This window comes from Nocardia takedensis NBRC 100417 (assembly GCF_000308695.1).
Lineage (GTDB): Bacteria > Actinomycetota > Actinomycetes > Mycobacteriales > Mycobacteriaceae > Nocardia > Nocardia takedensis.
The window spans coordinates 1-17,332 of sequence record NZ_BAGG01000050.1 but is presented as its reverse complement, the minus strand read 5'-3'; the positions used below and the strand labels follow the sequence as shown (position 1 = coordinate 17,332).

Genomic DNA, 17,332 nt, shown 5'->3' with positions numbered 1-17,332 from the left:
ACCCCGCTCTCCCCCATGATCGGTTCCAGGAACACCGCGGCGGTGTCGGAGTCCACGACGGCTTCCAGTGCCGCCGCGTCGCCGTAGGGGACGTGCGTGACGCCCGCGGGCATCGGCTCGAACGGCGTGCGCTTGGACGGCTGACCCGTCAGCGCGAGCGCGCCCATGGTGCGCCCGTGGAACGCCTCCTCGCAGGCCACGATCTTGGACCGGCCGGTCAGCCGCGCGATCTTGAACGCGGCCTCGTTGGCCTCGGTGCCGGAGTTGCAGAAGAACGCCCGGCCGTGACCGTCGCCCAGTTCGCCGTCGCCGAAATGCGCGAGCAGTCGTTCGGCGAGTTCGAGCACCGGTTCGTTGACGTAGAGGTTCGAGGTGTGGCCCAGGGTGCCGAGTTGGTTGGTCACGGCCTCGAGGATCGCGGGATGGCCGTGCCCGAGGCTGTTGACCGCGATACCGCCGAGGAAGTCGAGGTAGCGCTTGCCGTCGGCGTCGTAGACCACCGCCCCCGCACCGCGCACCAGCGCGATCTTCGGGGTGCCGTAGTTCTTCATCAGCGCCGTTTCCCACCGCTGCTGGAGTTCGGCCGTGCTCATTGGTTGCCTCCGATTCCTTCGGGTCCGGCGACCTTGGTCACCATCGTGCCGATGCCTTCCCCGGTGAACAGTTCCAGCAGTACCGAATGCGGGACGCGCCCGTCGATGACGTGCGCGCTGGGCACGCCCCCCTGCACGGCGCGCAGGCACGCCTCCATCTTCGGCACCATGCCCGCGTCCAGGCTCGGCAGCAGCAGTTCCAGTTCGGCGCTGTCGATGCTGCTGGTCAGCGAGGAGCGGTCGGGCCAGGCCGTGTAGAGCCCTTCGACGTCGGTGAGGATCACCAGTTTCTCGGCGCCGATGCCTTCGGCGAGGGCGGCCGCGGCGGTGTCGGCGTTGATGTTGTGCACCACGCCGTCGGCGTCGGGGGCGATGGTGGACACCACCGGGATGCGTCCGGCCGCGACCAGGTCGAGGACCGCGGCCGGGTCGACCGCGGTGACGTCGCCGACCAGTCCGATGTCGGTCGGTTCGCCGTCCACCTCGACCGTGCGGCGGGTGGCGGTGAACAGGCGCGCGTCCTCACCCGAGATGCCGACCGCGTAGGGGCCGTGCGCGTTGATCAGGCCGACCAGTTCCCGGCCGACCTGCCCGAACAGCACCATCCGCACGACGTCCATCACCTCGGGGGTGGTGACCCGGAAGCCGCCGCGGAACTCCCCCTGCAATCCGAGTTTCTTCAGCATGGCGCTGATCTGCGGTCCGCCGCCGTGCACCACCACCGGGTGCACGCCGACGGTGCGCAGGAAGGCCATGTCGGCGGCGAAATCGCGTTTGAGGACGTCGTCGATCATGGCGTTGCCGCCGTACTTCACGACCACGATCTTGTCGCGGAACTTCTGCAACCAGGGCAGCGCGCCCGCCAGGACGTGCGCCTTGTCCAGCGCGGGCAGGTCCGCGGTCAGCAGTTCGCCGCTCATGAGCTGTAGGCCGAGTTCTCTTCGACGTAGCCGTGCGAGAGGTCGGTGGTGCGCACCGTCGCCGCGCCCGCCCCCACGCCCAGCTCGATCCGCACGTCGATGTCGCCGCCGGACAGGTCGACCTCGCGCGCGCCCGGCGCGCCGACGCCGTCGACGCATACGGGCGCGCCGTTGAACGACACCGAGATCTTGTTCGGGTCCAGGGTGATCGGCGCGATGCCGACCGCGGCCAGCACCCGGCCCCAGTTCGGGTCCGACCCGAACAGCGCCGTCTTGACCAGCGAGTCGCGGGCGACAGCGCGGGCGGCGACCAGCGCCTGTTCCTCGTCCACCGCGCCGTCGACGGTGATGTGCACCCGTTTGGTGACGCCCTCGGCGTCGGCCATCAACTGTTCGGCGAGGTCGTCGCAGACCGCGAGCACGGCGGCGTCGAGATCCTCCTGCGACGGGGTGACGCCGCTGGCGCCGTTGGCCAGCAGCAGCACGGTGTCGTTGGTGGAGCAGGAACCGTCGACGTCGAGTCGGTCGAAGGTGAGCCGGGTGGCCGCGCGCAGCGCGCTGTCCAGTTGCGCGGCGGTCACGTTGGCGTCGGTGGTGAGCACGACGAGCATGGTGGCCAGCGAGGGCGCGAGCATGCCCGCGCCCTTGGCCATGCCGCCGACGTTCCACTTGTCGCGGTGGTGGAAGGCGGCTTCCTTGGGCACGGTGTCGGTGGTCATGATGGCGTGCGCGGCGTCCAGGCCGCCGGACAGGCCGCCGCCCATCTCGTGCACGATCTCGGTGACGCCGGGCAGCAGTCTGTCCATCGGCAACCGGTCGCCGATGAGTCCGGTCGAGCAGATCGCGATCTCGCCCGCGCCGGTCTCGGTGCCCCAGTTGCTCAGCGCGGTCGCCAGTTCCTCGGCGGTGCGGTGGGTGTCCTGGAACCCGAGCGGGCCGGTGCAGGCGTTCGCGCCGCCGGAGTTGAGCAGCACCGCGCGCAACCGCCCGGAGGTGAGCACCTGCTGGGACCACAGCACGGGCGCGGCCTTGACCTGGTTGCGGGTGAACACGCCCGCCGCCGCGTACTCCGGCCCCTCGTTGAAGACCAGGGCCAGATCCGGTTTGCCGCTGGCCTTGATCCCGGCGGCGATGCCCGCGGCGCGGAATCCGAGCGGGGCGGTGACGCCTTGGGTGCGCACCAGTTTCCCGCTCGCGTTCTCGACTGTGGTCACGGTGCCACTCCTACGGTGGTCAGCCCGTCGGTCTCGTCGAAACCGAGGGCGAGGTTCATGGATTGCACCGCGGCGCCCGCGGTGCCCTTGGTCAGGTTGTCGATCGCGCCGATCACCACCAGCAGGCCGGCCTCGGCGTCCACGGCGACCTGGAGGGTGACGGCGTTGGAGCCGAGCACCGAACCCGTCTGCGGGAGGACGCCTTCGGGCAGCAGGTGCACGAAAGGTTCCTCGGCGTAGGCTTTCTCGTAGACGGCGCGGGCCTGGTCGGCGTTCACCTTCACCGGGGCGGTGCAGGTGGCCAGGATGCCGCGCGGCATGGGAGCCAGCACCGGGGTGAACGAGACGCGCACCGCGGTGTCGCCCGCCGCGCCGAGGTTCTGGGCGATCTCCGGGGTGTGCCGGTGCGCGCCCGCGATGCCGTAGGCGCGCGCGGAGCCCATCACCTCCGAGCCGAGCAGGCCGACGTCGAGTTTGCGGCCCGCGCCCGAGGTGCCGCTGACCGCGACCACGTGCACGTCCGGTTCCACGATGCCCGCGGCCAGGGCCGGGGCGAGCGCGAGGCCGGCGACGGTGGGATAGCAGCCGGGGACGGCGATGCGCCGCGCGCCGCGCAGAGCGTCGCGGCCGCCGGGCAGTTCGGGCAGCCCGTAGGGCCAGCTGCCCGCGTGCTCGCCGCCGTAGTACTTGGTCCAGGCGGCGGCGTCGCGCAGCCGGAAGTCCGCTCCGCAGTCGATGACGACGGTGGAGTCGGGCAGGGCCGCGGCGATGGCGGCCGACTGGCCGTGCGGCAGGCCGAGGAACACCACGTCGTGGCCCGCCAGTTCCTCGACGGAGGTGGGCGCGAGGATGCGGTCGGCCAGCGGGAGCAGGTGGGGCTGGTGCGCGCCCAGGGCGCTGCCCGCGTTGCCGCCCGCGGTCAGCGCGCCGATCTCGAGTCGTCGGTCGCGGTATCGGGGATGGGCGAGCAGCAGGCGCAGCACTTCACCGCCCGCGTAACCGCTCGCTCCGGCAACAGCGACCCGCAAGGCGGGCTCGTCCGACGAATCAACCATGAAATGATTATGCACGATTGTGCAAGCTCATTCATGCAGGGGGCGAGGAGCCGCGCGGTCGTCTCCCCCGCTCCCGGCCGTTACGGCAGCTCCGCGACGAGAACCTTGCCCGAGGCGGTACGCGGCAACGCGTCCAGGATATGGATGGCGGTGGGCCGTTTGTAGTACACCAGGTGCTCCTTACAGTGTGCGGCGATCCGGCCCGGCGTCAACGTTCCCTTCGCCACGACCGCGACGCTGACCTTCTCGTTCTTGTCCGCCGCGACCCGCCCGTACACCTTGACCGCCGCGACCTCGGGCAGCCGGTCGATCACCTCCTCCACCTCGATCGGCACCACCTTCAGTCCGCCGACGTTGATGATCTCGCTCTCCCGGCCGCGCAGGCGGAAGGTACCCCCGGCCTCCGCGCGCCCCAGGTCGCCGGTGCGGTACCAACCGTCCTCCAGAACATCGGTGACCGTGCCGTCGGCGGCCAGGTAGCCGCTCAGCAGCGCGGGCGAACGGACCAGGAAGGTGTCCAGGTCGGGGCTGCGCCGCGACGGTGCCAGGCGCAGGTCGACGCTCGCCGCCGGACTGCCGACGGTGTCGGGTTCGGCGGCCTCCTCGGCCGAGCGCGCCACCGAGATCAGCCCCGTCTCGGTCGTCCCGTACAGCGGGCGCGGCCAGTGTCCGGTGGCCTCGCGGTACTGCCGGGCCAGTCGGTACACCAAGGGCGCGCCCGCGGTGAAGACCAGTTCGGGCAGCCGGCGCGGGTCCGGATGCGCGGCGAGCAGGGCCTCCAGCATGGCCGGGACGGCGGGCAGCACCGTCACGCCGAGATCGGTGATCGCCTGACCGGCGACCCTCGGGTGGAACTTCTCGGCGACCACCACGTCCGCGTCGGTGAGCAGCGGGACGACCAAGGCCATGCCGTGCGCGTAGACGTGGGTCATCGGCGAGGTCGCCATGAATACGTCGGACGCGCCGAACGGCAGCGTCGCCAGGTAGGCGTGCCCGTCCGCGACGGCGGCGGCGGCGGTGCGCACCGCCAACTTCGGCACGCCCGTGGTCCCCGAGGTCGGGTGCAGCAGCACGCCGTGTGGCCCGTCGGCGGGGCGCTCGGACACCGTCGGGCGGGCCAGCGCGAAACCGAGCCACGGCAGGACCTCGACACGTTCGGCCGGGCCGCACACCGCCGCCAGGCGGGCGGGATCGAGTTTCTGGCTGAGCACGAAACCCGCGCCCGCGCGCGCCGCGATGCGCCCGCATTCCTCGGGCGGGGTCTCGGCGTGCACGAAGACCGGGGACGCGCCCAGTTCCAGCAGCGCGACCATCAGCGCGGGCAGCATCGGCGAATTCGCGACCGACAGCACCGCGCGGTCCCCGGCCCGCACGCCCTTCTCGCGCAGGGTCCGCGCGGCGGCCCGCGCCCCCTCGCGCAGTTCGTCCGCCTCGAACCGGCGGCCCGCGGTCAGGTCCGTCCAGGCTCCCCGATACCGGTCGAAGGCTGCCAGCAGCGGTGCCGGGCCGGTGTCCGCCGCGCCCAGCAGGTCGGTTCCCGGGCTGCCCGGTGTCGATGTCATGGATACTCCTGCCACTCGGAACGCGTGCGCTACCAGACCAACGCGGAGGCGACGCCGTCCGGACCGGGCGCGGCCAGAGCGGTGCGCAACCGGTCACCGTGCGCGCGGTCGACGTGGGTGGCGCGCAACTGGAGGTGGCGCAGCGCGCCGAAGGCGCACAGGTCGGCCACGCAGTCGTCGGTGAGGTGGTTGTAGCCCAGGTCGAGCCGGGACAGCTGGGCCGCCAACGGTTTCAGCGCCGCGACGGCCGCGTTGGTGATCTGGGTCTCGGCCAGCCCGAGTTCGACCAGCGTGCCGCAGTGCGCCAGCGCGGCCACGTCCTCGTCGGTCGCCGGTGCGGCGACCAGGTCGAGCCTGCGCAGTTTCGGACTGCGGGCCAGCGCAGCCAACGCTCCCGGGCCGAGTTCGGTGAAACCCAGGTGCAGCGTGTGCAATTCGGGCAGCTCGGCCAGCGCGGCCAGCACCGAACCGTCGATCGCCGTCCCCGCGAGGTTGAGCACCTCGAGGTCGCGGCACTCGGTCAGGAAGGCCAGATCGGCGTCGGTGAACTCGGTGTTGAACAGGTCCAGGAAACGCAGACCCGGCAGCCTGCCGACCGCGGCCAGACCACCGCCCGTCACCCGACGGCACCCCGCCAACGACAGCGCCCGCAGCCCCAGCCGATCCAGTTCCGCCACCAGCGATTCCAGGAATCGATCGTCGATCCGGAAATCCGGGTGCCGCACATAGCCGCCCGGACCGGCGGCGCAGGCGGCGAGCAGGTCCGCCCCGCCGTCCTCGCCGAGCGTGTCGCCGAGCAGTTTGTCGATCCCCCAGAAGTCGTGCCGGTAGACCCGCAGCGCGAAAGTGGTGGTCAGTGCCATGGTTCCTCCAGGTGTCAGCGGACGGCGCGATCGAGAACATCCCCGGCGGAGTTCCGGGTGCGTTCGGCGATCAGGGTCTCGACCAGCGCGGCGAACCGGGCCGGATCGGTCTGGACGAGGAAATGCGAGGCGTCGGGCTCGCGCCGCACGGTGCAGCGGGGCAGCAGGCGCGCGCCGAGCGCGCCCATCATCTGGAAGGTGTCGCGACTGCGGCCGCAGCGCACCAGGTCCACCGGACAGCCGACCGCGTCCAGGCGGTCGAATTCGCTTCCGGCATAACGACCTTCCATCACCAGCAGGATATCGCGCAGCATCGCGGCCTCGCTCGCGGCGGCGCAGACGATGGCCGCCGCGCCGTCCGCGCGTGCGCGCACCCCGTCGGCCAGATAGCCCGCCAGCGCCTCGGGATGCCAGCTCGACAACTCCAGCGCCGACTGCGCGAGCAGGAACTTCTCGGCCAGTGCGGCCGAGCGGAAGACGTCGGGCCGCTTGGCCATTCGCGCGACCATGGTCTCCGAGAGCGGGCTGAGCTCGGGCTCGCCCGACCGCGCCGCCGCGTCCAGCAGTGTCGGCTCGACCACGATCAGGTGCTCGAACACCTCGCTCTCGGCGGCCGCCAACAGCAGATCGGTGCCGCCCGCGCTGTGCCCGACCCCGACGACCCCGCGCAGCCCGGTGTCGGCCAGGAACGTCAACAGGTCGTCGCGGAAGCGCGCGAAGCTCAGCGGAGGGGTATCGGCCGAACCGCCGTGCCCGCGCCGATCCAGCGCGTAGACCGGACGCCGGGACGCCAGGCGTTCGGCGACCGGTTGCCACGAGCGCGCGACGGCCCCCATGCCGTGCATCAGCACCACGGGAGCCGCCGTCCCCGGCGACTCCCAGTGCAGGTAGCGCGTCGCCCCGACGACGCCCGACCGCACCGTCATGGCCGGGAACCGGCCCCGTCGGTGAACAACGGCAACGCGACCCGCTCGCGCGCGCCCAGCCCGGCCCGGGTGATCTCGGCGAGCCGGGCCTTGGACAGCAGGGTCTGGATCATCGGGATGTAGAAGACCCCGTCACCCACGATGCGCAACACCTCCTCGTCCACTGTGACGAACGCGCGATCGATGAGCGCGGTGAACGCGGCGGCGTGCTCGTCGAGCAGGTCGACGCCGAAACGCTCGCGGTAGCTGCCCAGGTCCAGCGCCAGACTCTGGAGATTGCGGAACAGCAGCGACATCCGGTAGTCGAGGTCGTTGTAGTAGTAGGCGTCGTCGGCGGGCACCCGCCCCTCGTCGATGCCGCGCAGGTACTCCGCCAAGGTGACCGAATTGCGGTAGCTCACCGCGCGGTGCTCGCCGCCGGTCTCCATGTGCGAGACCGCGGCGTAGCCCATGCCGAACATCTCGTGGCGGCCGAAATCGCGCACGCATTCCTCGTAGAGCGCGTCGTCGACGTCCTCGACGCGTTCCCAGTCGTAGGCGGTCAACTGGCGATAGCCCTTGCCGCGCAGGAATTCCGCGCTCGCGTGGTACATCTCCAGGTTCTCGCGCACCGAGGGCAGTTCGTGTTGCCGATTCATCGCGAAATCGGTACCGCCGCCGATGTTCAACTCGTAGTGGGTGATGTGCTGGATACCGGTCTCCACCAACCGTTGCAGTCCGTCGATCATGGATTCGACGGTCTGGCGCGGCCAGCCGAAGATCAGGTCGGCGTTGCAGGGCAGCCCGAATTCCGCGCACCAGGCGATCGTGTCGAAGGTGTGCGCGAGTCGCTGCTTGCGGCCGCTGAGCGCGTTGAGTTCGTCGTCCATCTGCTGCACGCCGATGCTGATGCGGTTCATGCCCGCTTCGCGGATAGCCTGGATCTTCTCCCGGCTGAACAACTGCGGGATGCCCTCGAGGGTGATGATGGCGTCCTCGGCGACGCGGAACTTGCCGCGCACCACCTCCATCAGCGGCCCGTACATCTCCGGGTGGTACAGGTTCGAGGTGCCGCCGCCGAAGTAGATACTCGACACGGTGTCGTTGTCGAAGACGCCTTCGTAGAATTCGGCTTCGCGCTTGTAGTACTCGAAGTAGTGCACCAGGTCCTTGTTGCCGCGGAAGACCTCGACCGGGAACAGACAGTAGCCGCAGCGGTCCGGGTTGGTCTTCAGGCAGAACGGCACGCTGGAATACAGGGCGAGCTCACGCGTTTCGCCGAGGTCGGCGCGGGCGCGCAGCAGGTCGCGGACCGGCAGTCGACGTTCGGTCCACTGCCGCGGTGACGGGAAGGTGTGCAGGATCTTGTTCACCTGGCGCACCGAGAGATTGCGTTCGATGAATTTGTGGGCCGACGCGATGTCCTGTTCGAGCGTTGTCATGGTGCGGTTGCCTCCGACCGAATCGCCGATTCCATCAGTCCGAGCAGTTGCTCGGTCAGTGTGTCCGTGCTCTCGTAGTCGAGAACGAGTGTGCGGGGCAGCAGCGCGCCGACGCGGCCGCGAATGCGGTACTGCAATTCCATACTCGCCAGCGAGGTCATGCCGAGCTCGAAATACAGGACGTCCGGGTCGATCTCGGCCGGATCGAGTTCCAGCACCTGCGCGACCTGGTCGGTGAGGAAGTCGTGGACCCGCGCGCGCCGGTCGGCGGCGTCGAGGTCGCGCAGTTCGGCTTTCAGGTCGCCGACCACCTCGACCGCGCCGAGACCGTCGGCCAACTGCTGGCGGGTGGAGGGCCGCAGTCGCATCCGGTCGACGCGCAGCAGCGGCCCGTCGGCCCCGCCGAGCACGAGGTCGGCGTGCTCGACCATGCCCTGATCGTCCAGGCGGACCTGCGCAGCGCAGGTCAGCGTGCCGCCGAGCGGCCCCGCGATGTGCACCGCGTCGATGCCTACGGGCAGGAACGCCAGTTGGACGGCGTTCTCCATCGCGGCGGTGGTGGTCATCGCGACGCCGACCAGTTGCAGGCAACTGTCGAGCTGCCCGGGGTGGACGAAGAACGAGCGGCCCGAGGGGTCGGGGTCCGCCGCGCGCACGGTCCCGAAGCCGCGACCCGAGCCCGCCGTACCGCGGCGCACCTGGTCGAGCAGTCGGAACGACCCCGCGTAGGCCATGCCGCGGCTCCGCAACATCGTGTAGAGGCCCTCGGCGTCGACCGGATCGGCCGCGGCGACCTCGCTCGGGTCCGCGACGGCCCATCGCTCGACCGGTTCGGCGAGCGCGCCGATCTCCCCGTGCGCGTGGACGATCCACGGTTCGTCGGTGTCGGCGCTCCTGCTCAGCACCTCCCAGGCGAAACGGCCCTCCGTGCCGCGCGCGGGCCGCATCACCAGCAGCACCGCGAGCCGCGACGGCTCGGCGGGCAGGACCAGCGCCCGTTCCAGGCGCACATCGGTCAGCGTGCACTCGTCGAGGCCGGTGTGCTCGCGGTAGGCGGCCGCGGCCAGTTCCAGGAAGCCGGCGGCCGGGAACAGTTGCAGGCCGTAGATGCGGTGGTCGCGCAGCATCGGCGAGTGGTCGACGTCGAGCAGGCACGGCGACTGCCGGACCGGCAGGCCCGGGTCGGCGGGCGCGGCGAGCCACGGGTGCGTGGCCGCGACGGGTTCCGGGCGGCTCGGTGCGGCGGGTTCGGCGAGGAAGGCCGTGCGCGAGAACCCTGTCAGCGGGATCGCGAAGACCGCGGACGCGGGCCGGGGGTGTGGACCGGCGAGCGGGACGCCCAGGGTGTAGAGGGCGGCCAGGGTGCGGGTCAGCGCCAGGCGGTCGTCCAGTTTCGGGGTGAGCGTCGTGACCACGGGCAGGTCGTCGCCCAGGGTCGCCTTCGCCAAGGCCGACAGGTGCGGGGACGGCCCCAATTCCACGACGGCGTCGATCCCGCTGTCGCGCAACGCTTCCAGGCCGCCTTGGAACCGCACCGTGTTGCGGACCTGGTCGGCCAGGTAGTCCGCGTCCATGGCCGCCAGCGGCTCGCCGGTCAGATTGGCGATGAGCGGCACGCGCGCCGGCCGGAAATCCAATCCGGCCGCGTAGGAACGCAATTCGGGCAGGATCGGGTCCATCGCGGCGGAGTGGAAGGCGCGCGCGACCGACAACGGCTTGCAGCGGACCCCCGCCTCGTCGAGGCGGGCGCGCAGGGCCTCGATCGGCGGGCGCGGGCCGGAGAAGACGATGTCGGCGGGTCCGTTCACGGCGGCCAGGGCAGTTCCGGCGTCGAATTCCGCGCCCAACAGCGCCGCCAGGTCCTCGTAGGCCGCCGACACGGCCAACATGGCGGTCTCGGGGTCGGTGTGGTGCATGAGCGCGCCGCGACGACAGACCAGCGCCGCGGCCTGTTCGAGGGTGAGCACTTCCGCGACCGCCGCCGCGACGATCTCCCCGACGCTGTGGCCGAGCACCGCCGCGGGCCGCGCGCCCGCGTGCCGCAGTCGGACCGCGAGCGCGTACTCCACCGCGAACAGCGCGGGCTGCTGATAGCAGGTGTCCCACAGCGGTTCCCGCTCGTCCTCGACCTCGAAGAGCAGATGGGTCAGCGCGATGTCGAGTTCGCCCGCCATCGCCTCGGCCACCTCGTCCAGCGCGGCGGCGAAGACCGGGTCGGCGGCGTAGAGGGCGCGGGCCATGCCCCGGTACTGCGCGCCCTGCCCGGTGAACAGGAAACCCAGGCGCGGAGCCCGCGAAGCGGTGTGCGCGTGGGCTCCCGGCAGCAGACGCCCGTCCGCGCCGTAGGCGCGCAGCATCCGCACGGCCTCTTCGCGGTCGCTCGCCGCGCAGGCGAAGCGGTACTTCTCGCGCCCGGTCCCGAGGGCGGCGGCGATGTCGGTGAGCGGGGTGGACGGCGTCTCGGCGAGCGCGCGGGCCAACCGCAGCGCCACCTCGCGCAGCGCGGTCTCCGAGGTCGCCGACAGGCACAGCAGGTGCGGTCCGGTGTCCTCGGCGGCGACGACGGGCTTGTCCGGCGCCTGTTCGAGGACGACGTGGGCGTTGGTGCCGCTGAATCCGAACGAGCTCACCGCCAGCACGGGATGCCGCCGCGAGAGCGGACGCCGCGTCTCGGGCAGATGCAGCGGCGTATCCCCCAGCGCCAGATACGGATTGGCCGAGCGCAGATGCAGCAGCGGGAACACCTCGCGCTCCCGGGCGACGAGCACCGACTTGACCAGGCCCGCGATGCCCGCGCCCGCCTCCAGGTGACCGATGTTGGTCTTGACCGACCCGACGGGCAGCCGTCGCCCCGGCTCGCGCGCCCCGACCACCTGGGACAGGGCGCGCAGTTCGATCGGGTCGCCCAGCGCGGTGCCGGTGCCGTGCGCCTCGACGTAGCCGAGATCCTCGGGGCCGCGGCCCGCGTCGGCGAGCGCGCCGCGGATGACCGCCTGCTGGGCCGGTCCGTTGGGCGCGGTCATGCCTTGGCTGCGCCCGTTGTGGTTGACCGCCGACCCCGCGATGACCGCGAGGATCTCGTCACCGTCGCGTTCGGCGTCGGCGAGCCGTTTCAACAGGACCAGCCCGCAGCCCTCGCCGCGGCCGTACCCGTCGGCGGCCTCGTCGAAGCTCTTGCACCGACCGTCCGGCGCGAGCATCCCCGCCTGCGAGAAACTGATGTGCGCGCTCGGGGAGAACATCGCGTTGACGCCGCCCGCGAGCGCCGCGTCCACCTCCCGGTTGCGCAGCGCGCGACAGGCCCGGTGCACGGCGACCAGCGCGCTCGAGCACGCCGTGTCCACGCTCTCCACCGCGCCCTCGAGTCCGAAGTGATAGGCGATGCGGCCCGCCGCCGCGCTGTGCGCGAGGCCGGTGCTCATGAACGCGTCGCGCTGGTCGTGGCCGAAGCGCTCGTAGTAGTCGAAGGTGGAGATGCCGACGAAGACCCCCGTGCCCGACCCGGCGAGGGTCTCCTTGCGCAGGCCCGCCGACCGGAAGGTCTCCCAGGCGACTTCGAGCAGCACCCGGTGCTGGGGGTCCATCGCCTCGGCCTCGCGCGGGGAAATGTGGAACAGTTCGTGGTCGAAATTCTCGAAACCGTCGCAGAATCCACCGGTCCGCACGTGGGTGCGACCGCGAACGCCCGGCGTCTCGGCGTAGTACGCCTCGGCGTCCCAGCGCGACGGCGGCACCGGAGCGACGGCGTCGACGCCGTGCCGCAGCAGATCGCGGAAGGCGGCGACCGAATCGGCGCCGGGGAACCGGCAGGCCATGCCGACGACGGCGACGCGCTCCTGTTTGCGCTCGAGCACATCCCGCGCGATCTGCGCCAACGATCTTCTGCCGGAACCGCTCTCGGCGGTGTTCGGTACCCGTGCGGTCATCGTCCTAGTCCTCCAGCAGCCGTCCGATGAGCGCGCCCTGTGCGGTCTCGGGCAGAGACTCGATCTGGCGCAGGATGTTCGAGATCACGTCGTCGATGTCGAGGGCGGCGACCGGGTCCTCGGGAGCCGCCGCCGGAGCCTGCGGCGCGGCCGGTTCGTCGGAGTCGACGCCGAGGCCGAGCAGGTCGTGGGCGAGGTGTGCGGTCAACGCTCCCAGCGTGGGGTAGTCGAACAGCAACGTCGCCGACAGGACCGACCCGAGTTTGCGGCCCAGCGAATTGCGCAGTTCGACCGCGCGCAACGAATCCAGACCCAGTTCCTCGAGTGCCTCGTCGTCCTCGATCGGATAGTCCGCGTCCAGGTAGAGCAGACCGCGGATCTCGCCCGCGACCAGGTCGTGGACCGCCTCGGCGCTGGACAGGTCCGCGCCCGCCCGTGCGGCGGCCTCGGCCTCGACGGCCCCGCCGGACCGGTCGAGTCGGCTCAGCGTGCGTCGCAGGGCGGGAGGGGCGGTGCGGACGTATTTCGGCCAGCTCGCCGGGGTGACCGCGACCTGCGCGGCGTGCGAGTCCAGCAGGGCGATCAGCGCCTGCTCGCCTTCCTCCGGGGTGATCGCGTCCATGCCGCGCGCCCGCATCGGCGCGATCAGTTTGTCGGCCTCCCGGGCCGCCATGCCGACCTCGCTGAACGCGCCCCAGTTGATGCTCAGGCCCGGCAGTCCGATGCTCTGGCGGTAGTTGGCCAGCGCGTCCAGGTAGGCGTTGCCCGCCGCGTAGTTGGCTTGGCCCGCGGTGCCCAGCACCGAGGTCATCGAGGAGAACAGCACGAAGAACTCCAGCGGCAGCCCCGCCGACAGGCGGTGCAGATGCAGCGCGCCGCGCACCTTGGGTTCCAGCACGCGCCGCAGCGACTCGTCGGTCTGCCGGGTCAGGATCGCGTCCTCGATGACGCCTGCCAGGTGCAGGATGCCGCGCAGCGGGGCGAATTCGGTACGGAGACGGGCGAACAGCGCCTCGGCGTCCGCGTCGCGGGCGATGTCGCCGCGCACGAGCACCACCCGCGTGCCGTCGGGGTCGAGGGCGCGCAGACGGTCGGCGATCTCCGGGGTGGGCTCGCGGCGGCCGGTCAGCACGACCGTCGACGCGCCCGCCGCCAGCAGTGTCTCGGCCATGCGCAGACCCAGACCGCCGAGGCCGCCGGTCACCAGGTAGGTTCCCGGCTCGGTGAGCGCGAGGCGGTCGGCGGACCGCGCGCCGAAGCGCAGGGCCAGTTTGCCGATGTGGCGTCCGGAGGCCATGTGCCGGAAGGCCCGCACGGACTGGCGGGCGTCGAACACCTGGACCGGCAGCGAGTGGAAGGCGCCGTCGGCGAGGCGGCCGAGCACGGCGCCCAGCATCTCCCGCCACAGTTCCCCCGGCACCTGCTTCAGGTCGAAGTGGAAGTACCGGATGCCCTCGGGCACCTGGTCGGGTTCCAGGACGGTGACCTTGCCGATCTCGACGAACCGGCCACCCGGACGCACGGTGCGCAGCGTCGCGGTGACGAACTCCTCGGCCAGCGAGTTGAGCACCACGTCGACGCCCGCGCCGTCGGTCGCCGCCAGCACCTCGTGCTCGAAATCCAGCGAGCGCGAATCGAAGACGTGCCGAACGCCCAACCCGCGCAGCAGTTCCCGTTTGCGCGGGCTGCCCGCGGTCGCGAACACCTCCGCGCCGACGAACCGCGCGTACTGCACCGCGGCCAGGCCGACACCGCCCGCGGCGGCGTGGATCAGCACCCGTTCGCCCGGTCGCAGCGCCGCCAGGTGCGCGAAGGCGTACTCGACGGTGAGGAAGGCCACCGGGACGGTCGCGGCCTGGGCGGGTGCGAGCCCGGCGGGCCTGCGCACCGCGGCGGCCGCGTCGCCGATCGCGTAGGCGCCGAACGCGCCGGTCAGACTTGCCACCACCTGGTCGCCGACCGCGAGGTCGCGCACCCCCGGACCGACTGCGCTGACCCGGCCCGCGCATTCGTGGCCGAGCGGTTCGGGGCCGCCCGGGTACACGCCCATCGCGTTCATGACGTCGCGGAAATTGATCGAGGCGACCTCGACGGCCACCTCGATCTCGCCCTCGCCCGGCACGCGCCGCGCGACCGGGTCCAAGGCCAGTTCGTCCAGCAGACCGGGCTGATGGGTGACCAGGGCGAAGGATTCGCTCGCGGGCGCGGCGAGCAGGTCCGCGGGCGCGGCGAAGGCGTCGAGGCGGAACACGTAGTGGTCGCCGTCGCGCAGCGCGATCTGCCATTCCGAGCCGTCACCGGACGCGCCGAGGTGGCGGACCAGGTCGGTCGCCGCCCGCTCGGGGTCGCCCACCAGCGGGTCCAGATCGACCAGGGCGCAGGCGAATTCGGGATGTTCCACGGCCGCGACCCGACCCAGGCCCCAGACAGCGGCGCGGGCGGGCGAACCGAAATCGGCGTCGAGCACCCGGTGCGCGCCCCGGGTGGCCAGCACCAGGCGCGGCGCGGGACTCCAGGCGCAATCCGCCAGCGCCTGCACGGTGCGCATCGCGCCGCCGCAGGCGAATTCGACCGCGCGCAAGGTGGATTCGGCGTCCTGCGGGTCCTCGCCTGCCCAGGGGCCGACCGGCCACAGGCACAGCACCCCGTCGAGATGGCCGCCGCGTCCGGCGGCGGCGCGCATCCCGTCGGCGAGGGAGTCGACCGAGCTGACCGACACCGCCTCGGCCCCCGGCCGATCGGTCGGGCCCGAGGTCAGGACCGAGGCCGTGGCGCCCGCCGCCGCGAGGGCCGCCGTCGCCGCGTCGGTCAGCGCGTCGTCGCCGCCGAGCACCAACCAGTGCTGCCCGCGCACCGCGTCACCGAGTTCGGCGACCGCGCCCGCGTGCTCCCAACCGGGCACCACGAATGCCTCGGCGATGTCGTTGTCGACCAGTCTGCGCAGCGCCGCCCCCTCGGTGCGTTGCAGGCGCAGCCCTTCCAGGACCAGCACGACACCGCTCGCGGCGACGATCTCGACCTCGGTCATCAGCACGTCCGGGCTGTGCGTGCGGGCCACCCGGACCCGGCAGCGCACCTGCGTCACCGGGGTCTGTCCCGCCGCCCGCGCCGCGCCGCGCGGATCGATGCCCAGGGTCAGGCGATCCACCCCGGCGGGCAGGAAGGTGCCCCCGGGCGCCCCCGCGCCGCGCTGGGCGACGCCGATGGCGTGGAAACACGCGTCCAGCAACGCCGGATGCACGGCGTAGTCGGCGGCGTCGTTGCCCCCGGGCAGTCGCACCTCGGCCAGCGCCTCGTCGGGCGCTTCGGTCGACTGCCACAGCTTGTGCACGCCGCGGAACAGCGGACCGTAGTGCAGGCCGTCCTCGGCCAACGCCGCGTAGTGCTCGGCGACCGGCACCGCGACGGTGAACCGACCCGCCCACCCGTCGGCGTCCACGCGCGGCGTCGCGGTCGCGGGGACCGCCACGGCCGAGGCGTGGCGCACCCACTCCTCGCGCGCGCCGTCCTCGCGGCCGTAGATCTCGACGCGGTGGCCGCCGTCGGCCTCGGCGTCGAGGCGGATCGAGAAGTGGCGGCGACCGTCCTCGGGCAGCACCGCGGCCCGCTCGAAGGTCAGCCCGCGCACCTCGAAACGCTCGTCCGGGTATTCACAGGCCAGCGCCTCCACGATCATCTCGATATAGCCCGCGCCCGGGAAGATCGCCATCCCGGCGACCCGGTGGTCGGTGAGGTAGGGGTGCTCCTCGAAACTCACCTCGGTGGCGAACTGGTCGGGGTCGGGCGCGGCGACCGAGCGGACGCGCGCCAGCGGGCGCAGCGCCTCGGTGTCGCGGTCCTCGCGCCACAGCGGACCGGTGTCGGTGACCCAGAACCGCTTGTGCTCGAACGGCATCGTGGGCAGTTCCACGCAGCGCCGCTCGCGACCGGCGTGGAAACCCGCCCAGTCCGGCGTGACGCCCGCGGCGAACAGTTCGCCCGTTCCGGCGAGCAGCATCGCGCCGGGATCGACCTCGCGCTGCTGGAGCGTGACGAAGCGCGCTTCGGGCGCGGACTGGGCCGCCACCTGTCCGAGTACCGGGTGCGGGCCGATCTCGACGAACAGGTCGTAGCCCGCGGCGGCGAGCTTCTCGATGCCGGGAGCGAACAGCACGGGTTCGCGGATGTGGTCGCGGAAATAGCGGCCGCTGACGGTCGTCTCGCCCGCGAAGGTTCCGGTGAGGTTGCTCACCAGTGGGATCGACGGCGGGGAGTAGCCGACGCGTCTGGCCTTGTGCTCGAACGCGTCGAGGATGCCGTCCATGAGCGGGGAGTGGAAAGCGTGCGACACCTTCAACGGCGTCGCGCGGAAACCGCGCTCGGCGGCCGCGGCGACGATCTCGGCCAGATCGGCGGCGTCACCGGACAATACGGTGCTGCGCCGTCCGTTGACGGCCGCCACCGCGACCGTGTCGCTGTGCACGGCGAGCATCTCGGTCAGATCGTCCACCGAGGCCGCGAAGGAGGCCATCGCGCCGGTGCTCGGCGCCTGGGACATGTGCTTGCTGCGTTCGTTGATCAGCCACAGCGCGTCCGGGAGCGAGAGCACCCCGGCCGCGCAGGCCGCCGCGTACTCGCCCACGCTGTGCCCGACGACCGCGTCGGGCACGATCCCCCAGGAGGCGAGCAGGGTGGTCATCGCGTACTCGAAGGCGAACAGGCACGGCTGGGCGTAGCGGGTGGCGTGGATGTCCTCACCGCCGTCGAACATGACCTCGAGCAGACCGCGGTCGAGTCCGCCGCGCAGCATGCGGTCGCAGGTGTCCAGCGCCTCGCGGAAGACCGGTTCGGTGTCGTAGAGGTGTTTGCCCAT

The 17,332-nt window shown here is 71.8% G+C and carries 10 protein-coding genes; all 10 read right to left on the bottom strand.

The genetic code is table 11. The annotated features are described in order from the left end of the window. The coding region (locus ON30_RS10560) for an aminotransferase class III-fold pyridoxal phosphate-dependent enzyme (RefSeq protein ID WP_040706178.1) at positions 1–593 on the bottom strand (593 nt) is incomplete at its 3' end. Then, positions 590–1,513, bottom strand: coding sequence for an acetylglutamate kinase (gene argB, locus ON30_RS10555; RefSeq protein WP_040706176.1), 924 nt, complete (start codon positions 1,511–1,513; stop codon positions 590–592). The genes ON30_RS10560 and argB, both read right to left, overlap by 4 nt. Then, complete coding sequence (gene argJ, locus ON30_RS10550; RefSeq protein WP_040706174.1) at positions 1,510–2,727, bottom strand: bifunctional glutamate N-acetyltransferase/amino-acid acetyltransferase ArgJ; 1,218 nt, start codon at positions 2,725–2,727, stop codon at positions 1,510–1,512. The genes argB and argJ overlap by 4 nt, the downstream gene beginning before the upstream one ends. Next, positions 2,724–3,782: an N-acetyl-gamma-glutamyl-phosphate reductase gene (argC, locus tag ON30_RS10545; RefSeq protein ID WP_040706172.1), complete on the bottom strand. Its 1,059-nt coding sequence runs from the start codon at positions 3,780–3,782 to the stop codon at positions 2,724–2,726. The genes argJ and argC overlap by 4 nt, the downstream gene beginning before the upstream one ends. Before the next feature lie 80 nt (positions 3,783–3,862). Then, positions 3,863–5,344 (bottom strand): class I adenylate-forming enzyme family protein, encoded by a 1,482-nt coding sequence (locus ON30_RS10540; protein ID WP_040706170.1) that lies wholly within the window; start codon positions 5,342–5,344, stop codon positions 3,863–3,865. A gap of 29 nt (positions 5,345–5,373) precedes the next feature. Beyond that, positions 5,374–6,207 carry a leucine-rich repeat domain-containing protein gene (locus ON30_RS10535; RefSeq protein WP_040706168.1) on the bottom strand — a complete coding sequence of 278 codons (834 nt, stop codon included), beginning with the start codon at positions 6,205–6,207 and terminating at the stop codon, positions 5,374–5,376. 14 nt (positions 6,208–6,221) lie between these two features. Continuing rightward, positions 6,222–7,133 carry an alpha/beta fold hydrolase gene (locus ON30_RS36035; RefSeq protein WP_051029164.1) on the bottom strand — a complete coding sequence of 304 codons (912 nt, stop codon included), beginning with the start codon at positions 7,131–7,133 and terminating at the stop codon, positions 6,222–6,224. Next, entirely contained in the window at positions 7,130–8,554 is a 1,425-nt protein-coding gene (locus ON30_RS10525) for a coproporphyrinogen-III oxidase family protein (RefSeq protein ID WP_040706166.1), read from the bottom strand. Before ON30_RS10525 ends, ON30_RS36035 begins: the two co-directional genes overlap by 4 nt. After that, the gene (locus ON30_RS10520) at positions 8,551–12,480 is read right to left on the bottom strand and encodes a type I polyketide synthase (RefSeq protein WP_051029163.1); all 3,930 of its coding nucleotides are present in this window, start codon (positions 12,478–12,480) and stop codon (positions 8,551–8,553) included. The genes ON30_RS10525 and ON30_RS10520 overlap by 4 nt, the downstream gene beginning before the upstream one ends. Before the next feature lie 4 nt (positions 12,481–12,484). Further along, positions 12,485–17,332 (bottom strand): SDR family NAD(P)-dependent oxidoreductase (locus ON30_RS10515; protein ID WP_040706164.1); only part of this gene is annotated, 4,848 nt, incomplete at its 5' end.

What these genes read in the sequence shown, in the direction of transcription:
- ON30_RS10535 (WP_040706168.1), bottom strand. Translation starts at nt 6,207, where the DNA reads ATGGCACTGACCACCACTTTCGCGCTGCGGGTCTACCGGCACGACTTC.
- argB (WP_040706176.1), bottom strand. Translation starts at nt 1,513, where the DNA reads ATGAGCGGCGAACTGCTGACCGCGGACCTGCCCGCGCTGGACAAGGCG.
- ON30_RS10540 (WP_040706170.1), bottom strand. Translation starts at nt 5,344, where the DNA reads ATGACATCGACACCGGGCAGCCCGGGAACCGACCTGCTGGGCGCGGCG.
- ON30_RS36035 (WP_051029164.1), bottom strand. Translation starts at nt 7,133, where the DNA reads ATGACGGTGCGGTCGGGCGTCGTCGGGGCGACGCGCTACCTGCACTGG.
- ON30_RS10525 (WP_040706166.1), bottom strand. Translation starts at nt 8,554, where the DNA reads ATGACAACGCTCGAACAGGACATCGCGTCGGCCCACAAATTCATCGAA.
- ON30_RS10520 (WP_051029163.1), bottom strand. Translation starts at nt 12,480, where the DNA reads ATGACCGCACGGGTACCGAACACCGCCGAGAGCGGTTCCGGCAGAAGA.
- argC (WP_040706172.1), bottom strand. Translation starts at nt 3,782, where the DNA reads ATGGTTGATTCGTCGGACGAGCCCGCCTTGCGGGTCGCTGTTGCCGGA.